This is a genomic window from Devosia sp. 63-57, from assembly GCF_001899045.1.
In the GTDB taxonomy this organism is placed as follows: Bacteria; Pseudomonadota; Alphaproteobacteria; order Rhizobiales; family Devosiaceae; genus Devosia; species Devosia equisanguinis.
Map to the genome: position 1 here is coordinate 351557 of NZ_MKUY01000004.1, position 20849 is coordinate 372405.

At 60.7% G+C, this 20849-nt stretch carries 22 protein-coding genes and 1 pseudogene; 6 read left to right on the plus strand and 17 right to left on the minus strand.

All coding sequences use genetic code 11. From position 1 onward, the window contains the following. Positions 1–30: 30 nt before the first annotated feature. On the minus strand, positions 31–237 hold the full coding sequence (locus BGO80_RS06870) for a cold-shock protein (protein WP_126148611.1): 207 nt from the start codon (positions 235–237) through the stop codon (positions 31–33). A gap of 543 nt (positions 238–780) precedes the next feature. Between BGO80_RS06870 and BGO80_RS06875 the strand changes: the two genes are divergently transcribed. Continuing rightward, positions 781–1059 carry a hypothetical protein gene (locus BGO80_RS06875; protein WP_126148636.1) on the plus strand — a complete coding sequence of 93 codons (279 nt, stop codon included), beginning with the start codon at positions 781–783 and terminating at the stop codon, positions 1057–1059. On the opposite strand, the pseudogene BGO80_RS06880 reads toward BGO80_RS06875, so the two are convergent. Next, positions 1056–2280, minus strand: a pseudogene (locus tag BGO80_RS06880) (IS3 family transposase). The gene BGO80_RS06875 and the pseudogene BGO80_RS06880 overlap by 4 nt on opposite strands. A 977-nt stretch (positions 2281–3257) precedes the next feature. On the opposite strand from BGO80_RS06880, the gene BGO80_RS06885 reads away from it, so the two are divergent. The 5 genes from BGO80_RS06885 (at position 3258) to BGO80_RS06905 (ending at position 7069) form a co-directional block, all read left to right on the plus strand. After that, positions 3258–3659: a c-type cytochrome gene (locus BGO80_RS06885; protein WP_164550186.1), complete on the plus strand. Its 402-nt coding sequence runs from the start codon at positions 3258–3260 to the stop codon at positions 3657–3659. Between the two features lie 14 nt (positions 3660–3673). After that, entirely contained in the window at positions 3674–4615 is a 942-nt protein-coding gene (locus BGO80_RS06890; protein ID WP_286720321.1) for an MbnP family copper-binding protein, read from the plus strand. Positions 4616–4751: 136 nt separating this feature from the next. Continuing rightward, positions 4752–5777 carry a methanobactin export MATE transporter MbnM gene (locus tag BGO80_RS06895; protein WP_286720324.1) on the plus strand — a complete coding sequence of 342 codons (1026 nt, stop codon included), beginning with the start codon at positions 4752–4754 and terminating at the stop codon, positions 5775–5777. Then, positions 5774–6595, plus strand: a complete 822-nt coding sequence (locus BGO80_RS06900) for a copper uptake system-associated protein (RefSeq protein WP_286720327.1) — start codon at positions 5774–5776, stop codon at positions 6593–6595. The genes BGO80_RS06895 and BGO80_RS06900 overlap by 4 nt, the downstream gene beginning before the upstream one ends. An 18-nt stretch (positions 6596–6613) precedes the next feature. Beyond that, complete coding sequence (locus tag BGO80_RS06905) at positions 6614–7069, plus strand: copper chaperone PCu(A)C (protein WP_286720330.1); 456 nt, start codon at positions 6614–6616, stop codon at positions 7067–7069. Positions 7070–7124: 55 nt separating this feature from the next. Here BGO80_RS06905 and BGO80_RS06910 read toward each other — a convergent pair whose 3' ends face one another. The 15 genes from BGO80_RS06910 to BGO80_RS06980 all read right to left on the minus strand — a co-directional run bounded on the left by BGO80_RS06910 (position 7125) and on the right by BGO80_RS06980 (position 19992). Then, positions 7125–7922 (minus strand): Crp/Fnr family transcriptional regulator, encoded by a 798-nt coding sequence (locus BGO80_RS06910; RefSeq protein ID WP_286720333.1) that lies wholly within the window; start codon positions 7920–7922, stop codon positions 7125–7127. Positions 7923–8673: 751 nt separating this feature from the next. Further along, the gene (locus BGO80_RS06915) at positions 8674–8883 is read right to left on the minus strand and encodes a hypothetical protein (RefSeq protein ID WP_286720336.1); all 210 of its coding nucleotides are present in this window, start codon (positions 8881–8883) and stop codon (positions 8674–8676) included. A gap of 32 nt (positions 8884–8915) precedes the next feature. Then, the gene (locus BGO80_RS06920; RefSeq protein ID WP_126148643.1) at positions 8916–9608 is read right to left on the minus strand and encodes a Crp/Fnr family transcriptional regulator; all 693 of its coding nucleotides are present in this window, start codon (positions 9606–9608) and stop codon (positions 8916–8918) included. Between the two features lie 14 nt (positions 9609–9622). Next, on the minus strand, positions 9623–10327 hold the full coding sequence (locus BGO80_RS06925; RefSeq protein ID WP_286720344.1) for a sulfite exporter TauE/SafE family protein: 705 nt from the start codon (positions 10325–10327) through the stop codon (positions 9623–9625). Then, the gene (locus BGO80_RS06930; protein ID WP_286720346.1) at positions 10324–10959 is read right to left on the minus strand and encodes a hypothetical protein; all 636 of its coding nucleotides are present in this window, start codon (positions 10957–10959) and stop codon (positions 10324–10326) included. The genes BGO80_RS06925 and BGO80_RS06930 overlap by 4 nt, the downstream gene beginning before the upstream one ends. Beyond that, positions 10943–11104, minus strand: coding sequence for a cbb3-type cytochrome oxidase assembly protein CcoS (gene ccoS / locus BGO80_RS06935; protein ID WP_126148646.1), 162 nt, complete (start codon positions 11102–11104; stop codon positions 10943–10945). Before ccoS ends, BGO80_RS06930 begins: the two co-directional genes overlap by 17 nt. Next, positions 11104–13317 carry a heavy metal translocating P-type ATPase gene (locus BGO80_RS06940; RefSeq protein WP_286720351.1) on the minus strand — a complete coding sequence of 738 codons (2214 nt, stop codon included), beginning with the start codon at positions 13315–13317 and terminating at the stop codon, positions 11104–11106. Before BGO80_RS06940 ends, ccoS begins: the two co-directional genes overlap by 1 nt. Beyond that, positions 13314–13820, minus strand: a complete 507-nt coding sequence (locus BGO80_RS06945; protein ID WP_286720354.1) for a FixH family protein — start codon at positions 13818–13820, stop codon at positions 13314–13316. The genes BGO80_RS06940 and BGO80_RS06945 overlap by 4 nt, the downstream gene beginning before the upstream one ends. Next, a complete protein-coding gene (ccoG, locus tag BGO80_RS06950) occupies positions 13817–15223 on the minus strand; it encodes a cytochrome c oxidase accessory protein CcoG (protein WP_286720356.1) in 1407 nt (468 codons plus the stop codon). Before ccoG ends, BGO80_RS06945 begins: the two co-directional genes overlap by 4 nt. After that, positions 15220–16107: a cytochrome-c oxidase, cbb3-type subunit III gene (gene ccoP / locus BGO80_RS06955; RefSeq protein WP_286720358.1), complete on the minus strand. Its 888-nt coding sequence runs from the start codon at positions 16105–16107 to the stop codon at positions 15220–15222. Before ccoP ends, ccoG begins: the two co-directional genes overlap by 4 nt. Further along, a complete protein-coding gene (locus BGO80_RS06960) occupies positions 16094–16258 on the minus strand; it encodes a cbb3-type cytochrome oxidase subunit 3 (protein WP_164550188.1) in 165 nt (54 codons plus the stop codon). The genes ccoP and BGO80_RS06960 overlap by 14 nt, the downstream gene beginning before the upstream one ends. Continuing rightward, on the minus strand, positions 16255–16989 hold the full coding sequence (gene ccoO, locus BGO80_RS06965) for a cytochrome-c oxidase, cbb3-type subunit II (protein ID WP_126148651.1): 735 nt from the start codon (positions 16987–16989) through the stop codon (positions 16255–16257). Before ccoO ends, BGO80_RS06960 begins: the two co-directional genes overlap by 4 nt. A 9-nt stretch (positions 16990–16998) precedes the next feature. After that, the gene (gene ccoN, locus BGO80_RS06970; RefSeq protein ID WP_286720363.1) at positions 16999–18441 is read right to left on the minus strand and encodes a cytochrome-c oxidase, cbb3-type subunit I; all 1443 of its coding nucleotides are present in this window, start codon (positions 18439–18441) and stop codon (positions 16999–17001) included. 181 nt (positions 18442–18622) lie between these two features. Beyond that, positions 18623–19006 carry a hypothetical protein gene (locus BGO80_RS06975; protein WP_126148653.1) on the minus strand — a complete coding sequence of 128 codons (384 nt, stop codon included), beginning with the start codon at positions 19004–19006 and terminating at the stop codon, positions 18623–18625. Between the two features lie 152 nt (positions 19007–19158). After that, positions 19159–19992, minus strand: coding sequence for a DUF2189 domain-containing protein (locus BGO80_RS06980; protein WP_286720367.1), 834 nt, complete (start codon positions 19990–19992; stop codon positions 19159–19161). Positions 19993–20849 lie beyond the last annotated feature (857 nt).

Genomic DNA, 20849 nt, shown 5'->3' on the forward strand with positions numbered 1-20849 from the left:
GTTTTGAAGCCACGCGGAGGCAAGCGCCCATCAGGGCAATCTGAGGTTGATCGCCGCCATGCGGCCATCCGGGCCATTTTCGATGTCGTAGGAAATCTTCTGTCCCTCGCCGAGGCTCGAAAGGCCGGCTCGCTCGACTGCGCCCGCTTGAACAATGGCGTCCTTGCTGCCATCATCTGGCGCAATGAAGCCGAAACCATTGGTGGTATTGTAGAATTTGACAGTGCCGCTGATCATGTCTTGGTCTTTCAAAGTCCCGCCGATTGCAGGTGTCAATGCCCCGTCGCGGAATGCGTAAGGGAATAAACGTTTGCAAAATCGGGGGATCGCCAAGCAGCCGGCTGTGCCGGGGGGATCAGGTCGCCTTGGAGGCTGTAAACGTATTTCTATACATAGGTACACAAAGCGCCCTTTACAAGGAGGCGCCATGCCAAGGTCGAATTTCCAGGAATTTACCGACGACAACGCAGCGCCAACGTCGCCCGACCATTGTGAGACGGAAGCGTTAGGCTGCCTAGGAGCACTTCCGCCTTTGTCGAAACGAAGTAGATGTTCGAACGGCCGGAACGGGGCGCGTAACCGCCGGTCTGTTCTCGACCCCATTGTGGTCATTCACGTCGACCTAGGATGTCACTGACACCTGCCATTGTGAACGACAGGTTGGGGGGAGCAGATGGTGTCATCAACGGGTAAGTGGGCGGCATATATCATCCGGATGGCGGGCGCTTATCTGGTATCAAAAGCAATTCCGGCTAAACCACACCTGCTCGAGGGCGTGCATTGATGGATCTTTCGGCATACGTCGCCAATCTCGACAAGCGCTTTCAGACCGGAATCGCGCGAGAGCATAGCTATCGGGGCGACTTGCAAAACCTGCTTCAGGCCTTGGCTCCGGACACTCTCACCACCAACGAGCCCGCAAGGATCGCGTGTGGCGCGCCCGATTACATTATTACCGATCAAAAGACGGCAGTGGATGTGGGCTACATAGAGGCCAAAGACATTGGCCGTTCGCTTGATGACAATGAGCTGCTGCCGGTTCGGTGGACACGAAGTTAGGCTAGCTTAGCTTGCTCTTCGTATTGCACGGGGCTGAGATAGCCCAGCGTCGAGTGTCGGCGCCTCGGGTTGTAGAAGCGCTCGATATAGTCGAACATATCGGCCTTGGCATCGTCCCTGGTGCGATAGACCTTGCGGGCGGTGCGTTCGGTTTTGAGCGAGGAGAAGAAGCTCTCCATCGCCGCGTTCTGCCCCTCAAAACGATTCACAGGATCGTTTTGTCCGCTGTCGCGGATTGGCTTGAACTCCCAGACATTGCCGGACCGGCTCATCGAGCAGGTGATGCCATGATCGGCCATCAGCCGCTGGAACTGCTCGGATGTATATTGGCTGCCCTGGTCGGAGTGGTGCAGCAGGCTGTCGGGTTTGCCGCGACGCCAGATCGCCATGATCAGCGCATCGGTCACCAGTTGAGCGACCATCGATGAGCTCATCGACCAGCCCACCACCCGGCGGGAGTAGAGGTCGACCACTGCCGCCACATAGAGCCAGCCCTGGGCCGTCCAGATGTAGGTGGACCGAAGGTCCGCGAAGCGAATTCGGCGATCCACTTCTGGTTCGGCGCCGACGCCACGAACGCCCGGTCCAGGATGTTGGGCGAGACCGCATGGCGCTGCCCGCCATCCTTGGGCAAGCCCCGCCGGCGGGGACGTGCCCGCAGGCCTTCCTGGCGCATCAGCCGTTCGATGCGATGGAGACCCGCATCGAGCCCTTCGGCCAGCACGTCGTGCCAGACCCTTCGAGCGCCATAGGTGCGATCGCTGCCGGCAAAGCTGGATCGGATCCCGGCGATGAGCATCTCATCATACTGAGCCCTTCTACTCGGCGAGCGGTTGAGCCAGGCATGGAAGCCCGAGCGAGACACACCGAGCGCCTCGCAGATCCACGAGACCGGCCAGATCCCTCGGTGCTTCGCCACGAAACAGAACCTCATATCGAGTCCCTGGCGAAGTAGGCCGCGGCTTATTTTAGAATATCGCGCTCCGCCTTGAGCTTGGCCAACTCCCGGCGCAGCTTCTCGATCTCGAGCTGCTCGGGCTTCATCTGACCATGGCCGGGGAAGGCCTGCTGTGGATCGGCGGACTGCTCGCGCACCCATTTGCGCAACACGTTCACATGCAGGTCCAGATCACGGGCCGCCTACGCCACCGCAACGCCCCGTTCCCTGACCAGCGTAACAGCCTCGAGCTTGAACTCCCGGCTGAACTTGCGTCTCTCCATCAAAACTCTCCAGTTCCAAAAACACCTTAACTCGGTGTCCTCAAAACCGGCAGCAGCTCAGTGCGCATGGCTATATGGAACTCATCCCTGTCCCGGGGGCGCCTGCGGCCTTAGGGACGTGTCAGCATGGACATGAGCATGAGTCCTGATCTGGGGTCACTTGAACCAGGAACACTTCCGGATGCACTCCTGGCCGAGCGGAACAAGGGACAACAGCAATCGCCGAACTCTTGCCATGCGGTCCCGTCACGATTGCTCGCGGCATCGCTTGTATGATGTGACCAATCGTACCATTGCCAAACCTACGCCGTCTGCTAACCAATAGGGCAGGGTGGGATAGATGCAAAAGCTTCGGCCATATTTGAGCGAAGTCACGCGAGCACTTTTGGTGCTGGCGCTTGTCATGCTCAATCTTGGCATGCAGCCGCTGCCATCGGTGGCTTTCGATGGTTTGTCCTTCACTGTGGTTGGAACTGAGAATTGCGGGCTCCCCGACGATTCCGGCAGAAACGACCACATACCGTGCCATGCCTGTCGGGTCGGTGCCGACATCATCCTGCCTGCGCCACCGAACGTCGCCGAGCCACTGAAGCTAGACGTCTTTTTACTTTATTACAGCTACACGAACGATACAGCGCCTAGTGCGACCGTATCCGCTGCGCATCGCAGCCGAGGTCCCCCGCTTTTCGTCTGACATCTTGCAGCACTGCCTGAGCAGGTGCTCCCGTTTACGTCGCCCCGTTTTTCGTGAGCGTCTCTATTTCAGAGCGCGAGCAGCCCATTGCTTTGGCCGGCTGCGTCCGGCCGGGGAGCTGGGCCGCACGATTCTCGGTAAGACGACGGTGTCGGCGGCCCCTCATTTGACAGCACCACTCGTGGCGACAATTGGCTTTGGTCCGCAGTAGCCGCCGACCCACGACCGTTTTTGACGGGCGTCATGCGCGTCAATGAAAACAAAATAATAGGAGGAGTTTGAAGTGAATAGGTACGTACTGGTCCTGGGAGCCATGCTGTTGATGGCCGCCCCATCAGTCTCGCAAGATGATCTTGCGGCCGGGCAGAAGGTGTTCAACCGCTGTCAGGCATGCCACGCCGTGGGCGAAAATGCCCGCAACAAATCTGGTCCGGAACTGAACGGCATTGTGGGGCGTCCAGCGGGCACCGCCGTCAACTTCAATTATTCCAGCGCGATGCAAACTGCAGGCGCTGAAGGCCTGGTTTGGACGGCTGAGGACCTGAACGCTTTTCTTGAAGCCCCCAAGGACAAGGTGCCCGGCACCAAGATGGCATTTGGCGGCCTGAAGAAGCAGCAAGACCGAGACAATCTGATTGCCTACCTCGCGACCTTCAGTGCCGACGGCACTGCGGCGCCACAATAGACCTGGAGATATAAATGCGTTTTTCTATCATTGCTTCAGCGTTCGCTCTATTGGTTTCACCAGCGATCGCAGATGAGGCCGTTACGATCAACTTCGCTGCGGATGTCGGCGGCAAGCCATTCTCTTGTGCCGAAACGTTCCCCGATATCGGGTCGGGCAAAACCACGATGTCGGTCACCGATTTCCGGCTCTTCGTGCATGATGCCGCACTCGTGCGCGCAGATGGCAGCCTCGCGCCGATCAGCCTCGAGCAGGATGGGCAATGGCAGTATGAAAATGCCGCTCTGCTTGATTTTGAGGATGGCACCGCAGCTTGCTCAAGCTCTGGCAATTCACCGACCAATACCAGCCTGCGCGGGACGGTCGAGGACGGCGAATATGTGGGTCTGGCCTTTACCATAGGTCTGCCTTTCGAGCTGAACCATGTCGACCCCACGGTCATGCCCGCGCCGCTAAACACTACGGGAATGTTCTGGAACTGGCAGTTCGGTTTCCGGTTCATGCAGGTCAATATGGTGCCGGTCGTTGCCGAGACGGCAATGGCCGGGGAGGCGATGGGCGCTGGCCACGGCGAAGGTGAGGCCCATGCCAGCCACGGCGAGGGCGACGCCCATGCTGGTCACGGTGGCGGAGAGGCTGGGACCATGGGCTGGTTCCTGCATCTCGGCTCCACGCTATGCGCCGCCAATTCGCAAACCGAGGCGCCCACCTCGCCCTGCGCCAATCCAAATCTGGTCACTGTGCTGTTTCCCGAATTCGATCCAGCCAGCAATGTCGTCGTGCTCGATCCCGGTCCGGTGGTGGCCGAGGCCGATATGACGGTGAATGCACCCGAAACCGCCCCGGGTTGCATGTCCTTCCCCGGCGACGCAGATTGCCTGACCGTGATGACCAAGCTGGGTCTGGAATATGACGGCGTGGAAGCGGGCGAGCAATTGTTCGCAACGGTGCGCTAAGCCATGTTGAAGGGCAGCGTCGCATTGATTCTGGTCATGGGTGTCGCCATGCTCGGCACTGATGCCGCGGAGCATTTCGCTTGGCCTATTCCGGCGTGGATGCCGGCGCCGCCCGTTCCGAAAGACAACCCGATGAGTGCCGCCAAGGTCGAGCTTGGCCGGCACTTTGTTCTACGATTCCCGCCTCTCACGTGACGGCACGGTTGCCTGTGCATCCTGCCACGAGCAGTCAAAGGCGTTCACCGACGGGCGGGAGTTGTCCGTTGGTATTGATTCTACAGTCGGCGTTCGCAATGTGCCGTCGCTGGCAAATGTCGGTTACATGCCCCAATTGACCTGGGGCAACCCACATATGACGACGCCTGAATTTCAGGCCCTCGTGCCCCTGTTCGGCGACAATCCTCTGGAAATGGGATCGGCGGGGCAGGAAGCGCGGATCTTCGCCGCACTGGCTGACGACCCCTATTATGCAGAGGCCTTTTCCAGGGCGTTTCCCGAACGGCCGGCGATTGATCTGTTCACGGTGACACGGGCCCTTGGCGCTTTCCAGCGCACCCTTATTTCCCTCGATAGCCCCTATGACCGGTTCAAGTATTGGGGCGAGACCGACGCGATCTCGGATGCTGCAAAGCGCGGCGAACAACTTTTCTTCGAACACCGGTTCGAATGCTATCACTGCCACACTGGCATCATGCTCTCGGACAACCTGCAGACCTCTCGCAGCCCCGTCGCCGAGCGTGGCAACCACAATAATGGCCTCTACAATATCGATGGCAGAGGGGCATATCCGCCGCAGGCAACCGGCTTCATCGAATTCACCGGCAATCCCGCAGACATGGGCCGCTTCCGCACGGCGAGCCTTCGCAATGTCGGGGTTACGGCGCCATATTTTCACGATGGCTCGGCGGCCACGCTTGAAGACGTGTTGGATCACTATGCCAATGCCGGGCGCGTCATCGCGGAGGGCCCATACGCGGGAGATGGCTCGAAGAACCCCTACAAGGACACGATGATCGTGGGCTTCAAGGCCAGCGACCAGGAGATCGCGGATATCATCGCTTTTCTGAACAGCTTGACCGACGAGACCTTCCTCACCAATCCCGACTACGCTGATCCATGGCCCGAGGGCCATGCTGCCTCGATCAACAGGGTCATGCCATGAAACGGTTCGTTCTGCTTCTGCTCCTGTTTATGGCGCAGCCTGCAGCCGCACACGAGTTCCTGCTCGGCGACCTGCAGATCATCCATCCCGCGATCCCAGCGACACCGCTGGATGGCGACACGGCCCATATCTATATGGCGCTGGTCAACAATGGTACGGAGCCTGAGCGGCTGCTCGCCATCGAGACCGCCTATGGCAAAGCCGTTCTCGAACGCCAGGTCACTGACGCAAATGGGGTCGCCACGCAGCAGAAAATGGCCTGGATTGACATTCCACCCGGTGAGACGGTGCTGCTCATCCAGGGCGAATTCCGTGGTCGCGTAGAGGGCCTCAAAGAACCGCTTGTGGAAGGCGGCGAACTTGATGGCGCTTTCGTTTTCGAGAAACGAGGCCGCTTCAAGATGTTTTTCATGATCGACCCGATCGACCCGATCGAGCCGATCGAGGAATTGCCCATGCAGGCCAGCGAGCGCGCCGACACGTCGGAGGCGACACTGGCCATTGCGGCGGCCCTGCGCGCGGAGCTGGGCGAGGACACGGCCATAGCGCCGCTGGCAATCGTGGGGGATGTCGCCATTGCCGGGTGGACGCGCGGTGACATCGGCGCGCGCGCCTTTCTGCGCAAACGCGAAGGTTCATGGCAGGTCGTCTTATGGTCGGGTCCGAGTCTGCTGCTGCCGGCCACGCTGACCAGCCTGGGCGTTGGCGTGCAGACCGCGGATCAATTGCGCAAGGAACTGGCGACCGGCGAAACGGCCCTTGGCCGCGACTACATCACGCGTTTCGATGCCTTCGCCGGCACCGTTCCGCTGAACTGAATTCTGGAAGGATCAAGCATGCAGTTCTTTCGTGTTGGTGTTCTGGCCTTGATGATGTGCACGGCACCCACTGCGTTTGCACAGCAGTCGGGTTCAATACAGATTGTTACACCGTTCTCTCGCGCCACATTGCCCAATGCCGGCACTGGCGGCGCGTATTTCAGCATTGCCAATCTCGGCACCCAAGATGACATTCTGCTGTCTGCCGAGACACCGGTGGCCGAAGAGGTGCAACTCCATTCCATGGCGATGGATGGCGATGTGATGCGCATGCGGCAGATGCCGGACGGCATCCCGGTTCCGGCCGGCAGCACAGTGGTGCTCGAGCCAAGTGGATTGCACTTGATGCTTGTGCGGCTCAAGCAGCCCCTCAAGGAGGGCGACACGCTCCCCCTTACCCTTAATTTCGAAAAGGCAGGGACGATCGACCTGGAGGTTCCAATCGGCTCGATTGCCGCAAGGAAGGCACCATAACTCCAATTTGAAAGCCGCGACCAGATCAGCACAGGTCGCGGCATCGTAATTTGTCTCAGGCCAGAGCGAGCCTTGCCTGCTTGCGCTGGTTGGCGAACCGGGCCGGAGAATTGCGGTCAAGCCCGGCTGCATAGGCTCGCAACTGGGCAATGTTGGTGACCTCGAACTTGAACTTGCCGGTGCGCAAGAAACCCTTGGTTTCCCAGGTGGAGACGATGCGTGATACCGTGGTCTGTGTCGTGCCAATCATGTCTGCAAAGTCTTTGCGGCCAATCGGGAAGTCGATTGCAAGGCCGCCCTTGACCGGCTGTGACGCCCTATCGAGCAAACCGAGCACTGCATTGGCCAGCCGCTGTTCGACGTCCTGGGTGGCGATCTGACGAACCCGCGTCTGCGTTTCGCGCAGGATGTGCGTCAGGGCACGTGCGGTGTTGCTGCTGAGAAGCACGTCCTGTGCAAGTAGGGACGTCCAGACTGGGTTGGACCAGATGAGCACCGTACTGTCCGCGCAGGCGACCGCAGCAATTTGTGGCTCGGCGTCGAGGTCATGCGGCATTTCGAAGACATCACCCGAAAGAACATAGCGGGCGATATGACGAAGGCCATCGCTGGTCTCCTGCTGCATTCGAAGCCGCCCGCTGACGAGTAAGCAGAAGTCCTGCGACGTGTCGTCTTTCTGCCAGATCTGACCGGCACCGAGTTCAAGAACGGTAGCCTGAGCCAAAATGGCATGCCTATGTGTGTTGGACATGGCGTCGAAGATCGCGGCTCGGCGGAGCGCATCATCATACGCTTCAGGGTAATTCGCCATAGAAGTTTGGGCGGAGCGAAGAAAAATATGGTGTTCGGCCATCGGTTCGATTCCGTAAGCCCGGTTGGGCTAAGGTCAACGACATTGCGCCCCATGCCTCAGAGGTTCATGGGTGCGCGCAGCGACAGGCGCTTCGATCCGCATTGCGGCATGGAACGCCCGATCACACGAGGGCGGGTGGTGCTCGTGAGCCGCCTGAACCGGTCGCAGAAAGGGGCGTGAGGATGGGGGCTGGATGGGTGCCAGTGCCAACAAAAAGGCAGACACGGTCTGGAGCGTGATCTGTGGCGCCGGCAGGCGGTGTATAGTGCGACCCCAGATGCTGTGCCGGACACTTGACCAGCAAAGGCGCTTCGTCGCCGCTCTTTTCGGCAAGCGGCGCGCAAACGCTCCAGGAGGCGGCCGTTTCATAGCCCAGAGCAGCCAGGTCGCGCTGCAATCCCGCAGCCTGATGGAGCGGCGTAAGCAGAAGCAGGATGTACAGACCAAGCAAGGCGAATGCCCTGCCAATCTCTGTCACAATCTGTTTGTTACCCGACATCAAGACTTAGTCCCCGAGAGCTCGAGTGCGGACCCTTGTGTCGTTTGTTAAACGGCTGGGCAAGCGTATCGTATTCAACGTTCCGGATAAATGGTCCCGGATCGGTAAGGGGGCCACGGAAAAGACAACGTGCCTCCGGCATGTGCTGGGGATGCGTGGGCGCCGATGGCGCTGGCTGGTTTTAGCCTTCGGACTACACCTCGGCAAAAGCGCGCTGCGGCAACCCTGATCCGTTCGGTGACGTGGCAACATCTACCGCTCTTTCTTTCGGATCCGCCCGCCGAGATGCCAAGCGATCGGCGCGGCACCCAGGACACTGATCGCCACAGCGACAGGGAAGAAATCCGCTGCGCGCTCATCCAGCCAAGGCACAAGCATGATTGGTAGGACTGCCGCGCCGAAGAGCACGGCAGCGGCCATGGGATAGATCAGGAGAGATAGCCAGATACGTGTGGTGAACAAGTCGGAGCCTTTCCGTAAATGGGCGGCAGGTGTCAGGATCGGGCGCGCTCGTTCAGCGCGGCCAGGTTCGTGATTGCAACCCTTCGCCGGCCCGCATCGACGATGCCGCCGACATGCCAGGCGCGGATCATCCTCGATACGGTATGCTCAGTGGTGCCAACCAGATCCGCCAGGTCCTTTCGAGACACCGGATGGCCTGTCGTCGCGATGTCCCCAGACGCAGTCAGGTCAGAACATATCCGCAGCAGAAGGCGCGCCAGACGCCGTTCGACATCCTGAGTGGTGATCTCGTGGACTTGCTCCCGGGCGTCACGAAGACGCGCACGGAGCAGGTGAAGAGCATTCTGGACAAGGTTTGCGTGTCTTCGCCCCAAACTTTCCCACGCGTCCTGATCCCATGACACAAGGACGCTGGGTGTTGATGCCACCAGAAACTCCTGCTCCGTCGCCAGATCAAGAAATGTACCGGGGCCGAAAAAGCTCAGAGCGATGCTTTTGCCCGCAGGACCGCAACGCTTAAGCGTGAGATATCCATCAAGCACCAGGCCGAAATGGCCAGAAGTATGGGCGCCCAGAGACATGGCCTCAGTTGGCGCGAATTCATGGACCTGCCCCCTGCGCAGGACCATTTGTACCGCACGCCCGCTCATACCTGTGAACAGCAGCAGGCGCTCCGTGTGCGGTGCCGCAAACAGAGCATGACCGGCTTTAGTGCTGGGCGGCATGCGCTGCACCGCTTCTAAGGGGTGTAGCAAAATGGCCCCCCTGGCGCTGTCAGTATGGCGCCCAGAATGCCTGTGGCAGCGATGGTGAGCCCGACGGCCAGCCGCGCATTGTCTGAACGGGATAGAGATTTGAGGCTCGTGATGCCAAGGGATGCCAGTGTCACAGAGGGCACGGTGCCAAGGGCAAAGCCGACCATGAAAAATGCGCCGGCAATGGCATCGCCTGTCAGCATTGAACTGAGGAGGGCCGCATAGACCATGCCGCATGGCACCAGACCCCAGAAGACGCCAGCAAGGGCCGCATTGTCGTAAAGATGAGCGGCATTGGCGCGCCGTATACTGGTGACGAGCTCCGTGATCGGCATGCTCAGTCTATCCAGCGCGGCCAGTGAAGGAACATAGCCGGCGACCGAAAGGCCTACCCAGCACAGCGTTGCCGCCGCCGCCCACTGCGCGACCAGAAAGGCCGCTTCGCGATTGAAGAGCCCAAAAAAGCCTGACCCCAGGCTTCCGAGCGCGAAACCGGCCAAGGCGTAGCTGCCAGCCTTGCCGAGTTGCGCCATCAAAATTGCTTTAAGTCGCTGGCGCGGGGAACGGTCAGGGGCGACGGTGAAAAGAAGGCCCGATCCGATGGGGCCGCACATACCTGCGCAATGCAGCGTCGAGGCCAGCCCAACCAGTGCGCCTCCCACGATCGTATACTCGAAGTGCAGGCTCATTCCTCAACATCCAATCCGTGCTCGTCGTCAAAGACAAACTGAGGATCGTTGCCCTGTATAGCGAGCAGGACCAGCCCCAGGAGCCAGATGGGCGTCAGGACGATAGCCACATAGAGTGCGACCTCCATGCCGATGAAAATGCAGGCGATAGCCAGCAAAAGCAGCATGTTGAGAATGAACAGGGCGAGGTTGTCGGCCTTGACGAAGTCGGCCCAAACTCGCTCCCAGTTCAGACGCGGGCGCTCAATCCTGAAAGTAGGCAAGAGTTTGGGAAGCAGGCGTCGGATGGGGCCTGTGAGATTGGCAAACAACACGCCGACCCACCCGCCGATGATCCAAAGCGAGGCCACAAGCAGTGTGACTGCTGCTGCGGCTGCGATCACAATGGCCCGCAGGAAAAAGGCAACGGTCTGTACGAGCAAACTAACACCCGGAATAGCGAAACCCGGACGCCACCGCGCATCCAGCCAAAAGCCGATAATTATGAGACTGAGCGAGACTGCCATGCCGATTGCCAGGCCCATTCGGCCGCCGAACAGGTAGCCCATGAAGCAGATCGCCAAAGGCACAAACGCGCTGATGATCGGTGTGGTGAACGCGATGTCGGTGGAGTCGTCAGCGTGCTTGGTCATCGTTCTGCTCTTCGTCGAAAAGAATGCGTTCTCCGGACCCGTCAAGATCCTCGTACTGGCCAGTTCGCACCGCCCAGAAGAAGGCGAGAAGGCCCATGAAACCGAGAAAGATGGCGACCGGAATGAGGAATCCGAGGACCTGCATCAGCGTGGTCCTTTCGGCAGGCGCCCGAGGCGCATGGCATTGAAGGTCACCAGCATGGAACTGGCAGACATGGCGATCGCCGCGATCCAGGGTGTCACGAGGCCTGCCATCGCAACGGGAACCCAGGCGGCGTTGTAGACAAAGGAAAAGCCGATGTTCTGCACCACGATGGTGCGCGCCTTGCGGGCCACGCCCAGCACATCGAGCAGCGGGGCCAGAGCCTCGCCCTGCCAGACGGCATCAGCCGCGCGGCGACTGACTTCAGCGGCGCGGGCAGGGGCGATGGATGCCGTGCCCGCCGCCAGCGCCGGGGCGTCGTTTAGTCCGTCACCCACCATCAGCACAGCTCGGCCTTGAGCCCGCAAAGCCTCGACGCGGGCGATCTTGTCTGCCGGGGAAACCTCGGCGCGCCAGTCTGCAATGCCGGTCGCATCGGCAACCTTCTCGGCCACGCTGCCACGGTCGCCTGAGAGCATCTCGATGGCGTAGCCCTTCGTCTTGAGCGCTGCGATGGTGCGCGCGGCGTCCGAGCGTAGCCTGTCGGTCAGCGCAAACCGCTGCGGCGCGTGATTTGGCCGTGTCAGCCATACGGCGATGCCGCTTGAGCCCTCATCGGCAAGTCTACACCAGCGCGTGGAACCGAGCCGCACATCGCCCGCGGCTGAGGCCCAAAGCAAACCCTCGCCCGGCTGTTCGGTGACATCGTCGAGGGACGGTTGGTCGGGAAGCGCCTGCCTGATAGCGACGGAAGCCGGATGGGTCGAGCGGGCGGCCATGCCAGAGGCAAGCGCGAGAGCCTCCTGGGGGATGCCAGAGGCATCCAGCACCAGACGACCCAGCGTGAGCGTCCCGGTCTTGTCGAAGACGATTGTGTCGATGGCTGCGAAGCGTTCCAGCGCCGTGGCCGACTTCAAAAGCACGCCGGTCTTCATCAGCCGGCCGGCCGCCACCACTTGCGTCACCGGCACGGCCAGACCCAATGCACAGGGGCAGGCGATGATCAGAACGCAGACCGCATTGACCAGCGCTACCTGCCAGCCCGCCCCAAAAGCGAGCCAGCCGAAAAATGTCGCGGCGGCGAGAATATGAATGACCGGCGTATAGACCTGCACCGCTTTGTCAGCGATGGTCACAAAACGCCCCTTCTTCTGTTCTGCCGCTTCCAGCAGCTGGATGATCTCCGCCAGAACCGTGCCGCCGCCCGTCGCCCGCGCCAGCACCGAGATGGGCTGCCCGATATTGGCCGCGCCGGCGATGACCGCATCTCCCGCGCTGATCGGCTTGGGTATGGATTCTCCGTCAATCAGGGCAGTTTCGACACTGGACTGGCCTTCGAGCACGATGCCATCGACGCCGATGCGCTCGCCCGCCGCGACCAGAACCACGTCGCCCGGGCGCACCGACCCGGCGGGCATGGCCTCCATGCTTCCGTCCTCGCGGCGCACATGCACTGGCAGTGCCGTCAGCGTCATCAATTGCTGGACGGCGGAACGCGCCTTGGCACGGGCGCGATGGTCGAGAAAGCGCCCGAGCAACAGGACCGTCAGCAGCATCAGCGCGCCGTCGAAATAGACATAGACCCCGCCCAATGCCGTCTCCACGAGACTCATGATCGTGGTCAGCAGCACGCCGAGCGAAATCGGTACGTCCATGTTCGTGCGACCGCGCCGCAATACCATCCAGGCCGAGCGATAGAAGTGCCTGCCGGAATAGGCGATGGCGGGTAGGGCAATTGCCGCCGAGAGCCAATGGAAGAAACTGCGCGTACCTTCTCCCATCCCGCCGCCATGGCCGAGCCAGACGGCCCACGACAGCATCATCACATTGGCGGTGGCAAAGAAGGAAACTGCCAGCGCCTTCATCAGCGCCTTGTCTGCAGCTTCGTCTCGCTCCGTCAGGGTTTCCGGCAGATACGGCACCGCGTCATAGCCGAGCCGCTCGACGCCGCGCACGATGGCGTCGGCCGCGGCAGCAGGCCCGCGCCATTTGACCTCGAGCCGCCGGGTCGAGAGATTGAGCCGGGCACTGGTCACCCCATCCATTTGGGAAAGGCCCCTCTCGATGCGTGCCACGCAGGCGCCGCAATGGGCGCCCGCGACCAGCAGTGAGAGCGCATTGGTCCCGTGCTCTTCGCGCGAGACATATCCGACGAGGCTGGCATCGCTGGGTGCAGCGGCCCGTTCCAGATTTGCGCCGAGATCTATCGTGCTCATGATCCGCTGGCTCCGACATCGATGGGCGCAAGACGATATTCGGTCACCCCGTCCTTGCTCAGCGTCAGCCGCAGCGTCCAGGCGCCCCCCAGTGGCAGCCGCAGGGGCATGGTATAAAGGCCTGGTGATGTCTCCGTGGGAAATCGCGGCAGGGCCTGTCCATGGCGGGTGACGCGCTCGGCCACGATGCCGATGCTGACGCCGCTGAGGGGGGCCCCGGTTGCGTCCGTCAGCACCAGTTCGAGCAGACTGGTCTTTTCCGCAATGCCCTCATAGCGCGTTTCGAGCTGCCAGCCTCGCGTCGCCATATCCGCGTCCCGCTCCAGCACTTCGGCCTGCGGCATTTCCACCGGATAGGCGCGCTCGGTGACGAGACCGTTGTAGCTGCCGACCGCGAAGGTGATGAGCCGGATTTCCACCAGTGTCAGCACCACGAAAAAGAGCACGAACAGCCACCCGATCCAGCGGTCCTTCGCAATGAATCGGTTGTAGAGCGCGTTCATGGCCGCACCCCCTCCGGCGCCCAGAAATAGCTTTCTGTGGCGGCCAAAAGATTGCCGTCTGCGTCTGTAAGCTTGACGACAATGGTGCTGCGTCCGGCAGCCAATTGATCGGGCGCCACATCCACAGCCAGCCGATAGGAGCCGTTGTGGCCAGCTCCGGAGGCTGCGATCCGATTGCCGTTGTCTCCCGAGACCCCGTCGCGGCTCACCAGAACATGGGCATGATCAAGTCCATCCACGACAACGATGAGATCTCCCTCCTGCGCCCCGCGCTCGGTTATCCGCATCGTGTATAGGTTGCGGATGCTGCCGTCGGAGAGCCGCACGAACTGGGTGTTACGCTCCGGCGAAATAGCGAGGCTGAACGTCTCGCGACCAACCAGCATTACGCACAGCAGGGCCGCAACCAGCAGGAGAATTGCCCCGTAGCCGAAGGGCCTGAACCGTAGTTTCGGTTTGGGAACAGGCTGCGGTGACAGCTCGGCTTCGCTGTAGAAGCCGATCAGCCCCCTGGGTCGCTCGACCTTTTCCATGACGCCATCGCAGGCATCGGCGCAGAGACCGCAGCCAATGCAATCGAGCTGCAGCCCCTCACGAATGTCGATGCCCATGGGGCAGACGGCTACACAGAGACCGCAATCAACGCAGTCTCCCTTAGGCGCTTCGGCCGCGACGTCGCGCCTGACGCCCTTGCCGCGCGGTTCGCCGCGGTCGACGCGATAGGCGACTGAGAGGCTTTGGGCGTCGAGCATGGCCGCCTGAAAACGCGGCCAGGGGCACATATGCGTGCATACCTTCTGCCGTGCGAAGCCGGCGAGCAGATAGGTCAGCGCGGTGAAAATCAGCACGAAGACCGTTGCTACGGGCCCGGCCGTTCCTGTGAACATGCCCTGCCAGAGAGTCGGCGCATCGGTGAAGTAGCCGATTATGGCGAGCCCCGTAGCCGAGGCAATGGCGAGCCAAATGGCATGCTTGAGCAAGGGCGCGAGACCCAGCCCGCCCTTCGCGAGACGCTTCGCCCGCTCGCCCGGCTCACCTTCGAGCTTGCGCTCGACATACATGAAGATGTCGGTCCACACCGTCTGCGGGCAGGCAAAGCCACACCAGATGCGGCCCACCAGCGTATTGGTGAGAAACAGCGTCAGGGCCGCGGCGATCAGCACCAAGACCAGCAGGAACAGGTCCTGCGGCAGGAATTCCAACCAGAACACATAGGCTCTGGCCTGGGCGAAATCGAACAGTACTGCCTGATCGCTGCTGCCGGCCCGCGGCCAGCGGATCAGGGGCAGTGCGAGCAGCGCTATCGTGATCGTCCAGACCAAAGCTGTCTTGACGTTGCGCCAGCGGCCCTTGGCCGAGCGCGGATAGATTTTTCCAGCCATTCCAGCACTGGCCATGCTCATGGACTGGGCTCCGATGTCTCGCCACCGCCCAAGCTGTGGACGTAGACGGCCAGCATGCGGATCGTGGCCGGGTCGAGCCGATTTACGAAGGCTGGCATCACGCCCATCCTGGGCGCGTTGATCTGCCTGATGATGTCGGCCTTGCTGCCCCCATAGAGCCAGATGGCGTCGTCGAGGCGTGGTGCGCCGAAATCGCGTCCACCGGTACCGCCAGGCTGGTGGCAACCCTCGCAATTGGCTGAATAGATAGCCTGTCCGCGCGCCAGCACCTCCGCGTCTCCCGCATTGGCAAGGCTGAGCGAGAGGACATAATCGGCCACATCCGATATCTCTTCGGCACTGAGGGCGTCGGCGAAGGGCGGCATTTCGCTCAGTCTCGTATCTTCATCAGTTGGAGAGCGGATGCCGTGCAAGATCGTTTGCTCAATCGCTTCCGGCGTCCCGCCCCAGAGCCAGTCGTCATCGATGAGGGAGGGGAATTGCCCAATCTGTCCGCCAGCACCCGCGCCATGGCATGCGATGCAGTTGACCGCAAAGGCGGCGCGCCCACCCGACCAGGCAAATGCATAGAGGTCGGCATTGCCGGCGAGGTCGGTGATCGGGGTTTCGAGCAGTGCCGCACGCGTTCCAGCCTGCGACTGGGCGATACGCGAGGTTTCCGCGGCAAGCTCGTTGCGTGCGCTATTGCCCAGCGCGCCGGGCACGACCCAGCCAGGTACGGCAAAGCTTGGAAAGAACACGACATAGAGCAAGGCTACAGCGATCGAGGCAAACCAGGTGAGAAGCCACCAATTGGGCACCGGCGTCGTCAGCTCGCGGATACCGTCCCATTCGTGGCCAGTGGTATGCTGTCCGGTGATTTCATCTTTTTCAGGCTTGCCCATCGTCATCCTCCGTCTGGAAGGGGATGCGGCCAGCCTCTTCCATTCCCGCCTTGCGACGCGGGCTGAAGCTGAACCAGGCGACAAGGCACAAAGCGACAATTGCCAGTGTCAGGAAAGCGCCCTCGAAATATCCGATCATGGCTTCGTTCATTGCTGCTGGCTCATCGTCGCGGGGTCATAGGTGGAGAGGTCAGCCATGGTCCCGAGGACCTGCAGATAGGCGATCAAAGCATCCATTTCGGAGACGAAGTGGTCCTGCGTGGTGAACCGCCCGAGCGGCGCCTTGCCCCATCGTTCTAGGAAAGATTCGGTGTCGTGCTCGTCCGGCCGCGCCTGGGCCAGAATATCTGCCTGGGCATTGCCGATCTGCGCGTCGGTGTAAGGCGTGCCTAACAGCCGCAAGGTGCGCATGTGGTCGCCGATGTCGTCGGTCTTGAGTTCGCGCAACCGCAGGAAGGCATAGGGCGGCATGATCGAGGATGGCAGCAGATCGCGCGGATTGATCAGGTGCGCTTCATGCCAGGCATTGGAATAGCGCGCGCCCACGCGTGCGAGGTCAGGCCCCGTGCGCTTAGAGCCCCAAAGAAAGGGGTGATCGTACTGGCTTTCCGCCGCCAGGCTGAAATGACCATACCTTTCGACCTCATCCACGAAGGGACGGACCATCTGGCTGTGGCAGGTGTAGCAGCCTTCGCGCGTGTAGATATTGCGGCCATAGAGCTCGAGCGGCGTGTAGGGCCGAACGCCCTCGACGGGCTCGATGGTACTTTCCACAGTGAATAGCGGAACGGCCTGGACGATCCCGCCAATGCCGATGGTGACGAGGGTGAGGAGGATCAGCAGCGCCGCGCTGGTTTCGATCTTGCCGTGATTGATGAACATGCCCGCCCCCTATTCCGCTGCCACGATGGCGGTCGGGACCGGCGATTTCTGCGGCACTGGCTGGCGGATGGTGCGCCAGAAATTATAGGCCATCACGAGAACGCCCGAGAGATAGAAGAGTCCACCCAGAAGCCGCGTCACATAATGGGGATGCAGCATGGCGACGGTGTCGCTGAAGGAGAATTCAAGGAAACCCTGCGCGTTGTAGGCGCGCCACATCAGACCCTGAGTCACCCCGGCTACCCACATGGCGGTCACGTACAAAATGATGCCGGTGCTCGCGAGCCAGAAATGGGCCTCCACCAAACGCATGGAATAAAGGGGTTTCTTCCAGAGCCGCGGGACCATGTAGTAGAGCGCGCCGAAGGCCATGAAGCCCACCCAGCCCAGCGCGCCTGAATGCACGTGGCCCACGGTCCAGTCGGTGAAATGCGAGAGGGCGTTGACCTGGCGGATGGCCATGAGCGGCCCCTCGAACGTCGCCATGCCGTAAAAGGCTACCGCGACCATCATGAAGCGCAATATCGGATCGGTGCGGAGTTTCCCCCACGCGCCCGAGAGCGTCATGATGCCGTTGATCATACCACCCCAACTGGGCATCCAGAGCATGATGGAGAACACCGTGCCCAGTGTCTGCGTCCAGTCCGGCAGCGCGGTGTAGTGCAGGTGATGCGGCCCGGCCCAGATATAGAGGAAGATCAGCGCCCAGAAGTGCACGATAGAGAGCCGGTAGCTATAGACCGGGCGGCCCGCCTGCTTGGGCAGGAAATAGTACATGGCGCCGATGAAGCCTGCCGTGAGCAGGAACCCCACCATGTTGTGGCCATACCACCACTGGATCAGCGCATCCTGCACGCCGCCGAAGATCGTGTAGCTCTTGGCTGCAAGGGGCGCGATCGGAATAGCGATATTGTTGACGATATGCAGCACCGCCACAGTGACGATATAGGCCCAGAAGAACCAGTTCGCGACATAGATATGCGGCTCGCGCCGCGTCACGATCGTGCCGGTAAAGATTAGGAAGAAGCCGATCCAGACCAGAAGCAGCACAATGTCGGCATACCATTCGGGCTCGGCATATTCCTTGGACTGGGTAATGCCGATCATGTAGCCGGTGACGGCCAGAACCATGAAGAACTGGAACCCCCAGAATACGGCGTCCTTCAGCCAGCGTGGCCCCCAAAGGCGCGTCTTGCAGGTGCGCTGCACCACATAGAACGCCGCCGCAAAGAGCGCATTTCCTGAAAAGCCCAGCACGACGCCGCTCGTATGCACCGACCGGAACCGCCCGAAATTGACCCACTCGGCAAAGTTGAGCAGCGGGAAGGCCAGTTGCGCGGCAATGAACACCCCGGCCCCCATGCCGGCCATGGCCCAGACCACGGTGGCGACGACGAATTTGCGAACGATGGCCTCGTCAAAGGCGATCGGCTGCGCGGCGCTTTGCGACATGCACTTGTATTCCAATAGGGCCGGACAGACGCGCCAGACGGCGTCAGCCGCCGGCAGCACGAAAGCCGGTACTGCGGGCACGCACATGCCCAGGGATTTTCGGAAACATCAGGGTGCGAGCCGTAACGATAGGCGCAATCGTGCCCAAGGGCCGGATTGGCGGATCATCTGGCAGGCAGGATTACGCGTCGGCTGGAGGGGCGCGCGGTCCAGAGAGCCGGACATTGATGGAGGAATGGTTATGTCGGCCTGCGTCGGAAAAAAGACTGCCGACAAGTTGCGATTCTGGTTCGGTCCATGCAAACCCGAGATCCGTGTCTGGCAGGGCAAGGTCGTTCTTGCCGATGCTATGGGCCGGGCATTTGATCTGCGGGGCGCTCTGGTCGCCATCACTGCCCAGAGGCGCACAGATGCTCCAGCTGGCTTCCGTCTCGTAACCGAGCTTGGCGAAGTCGCGCTGCATACCGGCGGCCTGATGCAAAGGCACAAGAATCACGAGCAGGTACACGGCAAGAAGCGCAAGCGCCCTGCCTGTCTCTGCTGCAAACTCCCGATAGTGTTGCAAGGGCCCGAATACTCCGTCGCCTTAGCTATTCGCGCCCAAGCGGAGTCCACAACTGCCCGTTTTGTCGCACCTCTGAGCTAAGACACGGATTAGTTTGTCGAATTTCGGCTGGATTATTTGCGCTGGCGCAAATAGCGGCTCTGGTGCCGCCTCTATTGCGCCTGGTCTTCCACCATTCTGCGATAGAGGTGCCAAGTGGTGTGTCCCGCCACGGGCAGCGCAACCAATAGTCCGAGGAAGCCTGTGGCGACCGAACCTAGCAGCATCGCGGCCAGGATGATGGCCCAGACCACCATTGGACCCTTGTTTTGCATGACGGCCCTTATGCTGGTCGTTGCGGCGGTGATGAAGTCGACATCCTTGTCCAACAGGTATGGGATACCGGCAACACTGATGCAAAAGACCAAAGCCCCCAGACCTGCACCAATGGCATTACCCGCGAGAAGGAAAGTCAAAACCCGCGTATCGGTCGAGGCTCGCACCAGTATCTCACCGGCGGGAATCGGGCTGAGCCCAAAGGTCAGCGCATAGAGCAGGGCGGCGGCCTTGAGCCAGACAACCATGATGAAGACGAGCAGCGCTCCAAACAACAGAAGCTGCGTAGCGCCATGGCGGGTGAACGAGAATAGGACAGGTTTGAGCGCGAGGGCTTCTCCGGTCTCAATGCGGCGGCTGACATCGTATAGCCCGACCACGACGATCGGTCCGACGAGCAAAAAACCCGCAATGACCGGAAAGACCAGAAACGCGACGTTTAACGCGAACAGGCTGCTGACCAGCAAGATGCCCCAAACGACGTAAAAGGCCGAGAACAGTAAGCCGTAGGTCCGCGCTTGCCGGTAGTCGGACCAACCCGCCCGTAAGCAATCGAGGACAATTGCGGGGGAAATGGAATGGATCGTCGCCGGCGCACGATAATCAGCCGGGATGAGGGGTGGCGCGGCGTCCAAGTCGATGAGCTGGCTGGATAATCCCGAATGAGACACGGTTGCTCCTCCTCAACTGGAGCGCCTGACGATCTCCGCCGTCACAACGCATCGAGAGATCAAGACTACTCCTTTAGCGGAAACTCACAATGACTTGCGGCAAACGCAGAGTTGAGTCAGGCTCACCGGCGGTTCAACTACCGCTAGGAGGTGCCCGATGTCAGCACAATCACCAAGCTGGGTCGAGAAACAGGCCGCGCCATGGCTGCTGCTCAACCAAGTCCTTGCCGGAACGATGGGTTTCATTCACTTTGGCATGCCAGGGCTGTTATGCGGCGCTCTTCTGGTAATTAGCTTAGACCGAATTGCAGGGCATGTATCTCACGCACGTCGAGGGTGATGCTCGTTAAGAAGAGCGCTTCCCATTTTCGCCTCATTGACGACCTCGCTGCAACCTGCGCGGGCATAGTTCGGCTCCGGTAGAAAGCCTCAAGGGTAATCAACTCCGCCAGCTCTTTTGCGCTAATCGCCCCAAAGCTGTCTGGCCGTCACTGGCCCAAGATTGACCACGCGAAATTTCCCTCTTCAGAAATGGCTTTCAATAGCTGATCCTTGGGTCCGCTAATCTGGATTAGATCCTTTCCCAATCACGTCCAATCACGACCTTGCTGACAAAGAGGTGCAGCCAATTGCGACGGAACGCGGGATCGGCGTCGCGCAACCGGCGACGAATTTCGGACGAGAAGCGCTTCACCATCGCCGGAGAAATCTCCGCCTTTGCTTTATTGCGCTGGCGCAGTGTACCGAGATTTGCTGAGCCTTGCGTATCTGAATCTTGGCTAGGTCAATGCGTTGTTTGACGCGGGCGCCGCCCAATTCGGCCAATCCAGCTTCGATGGCGTCACAGCGGAGGCCGA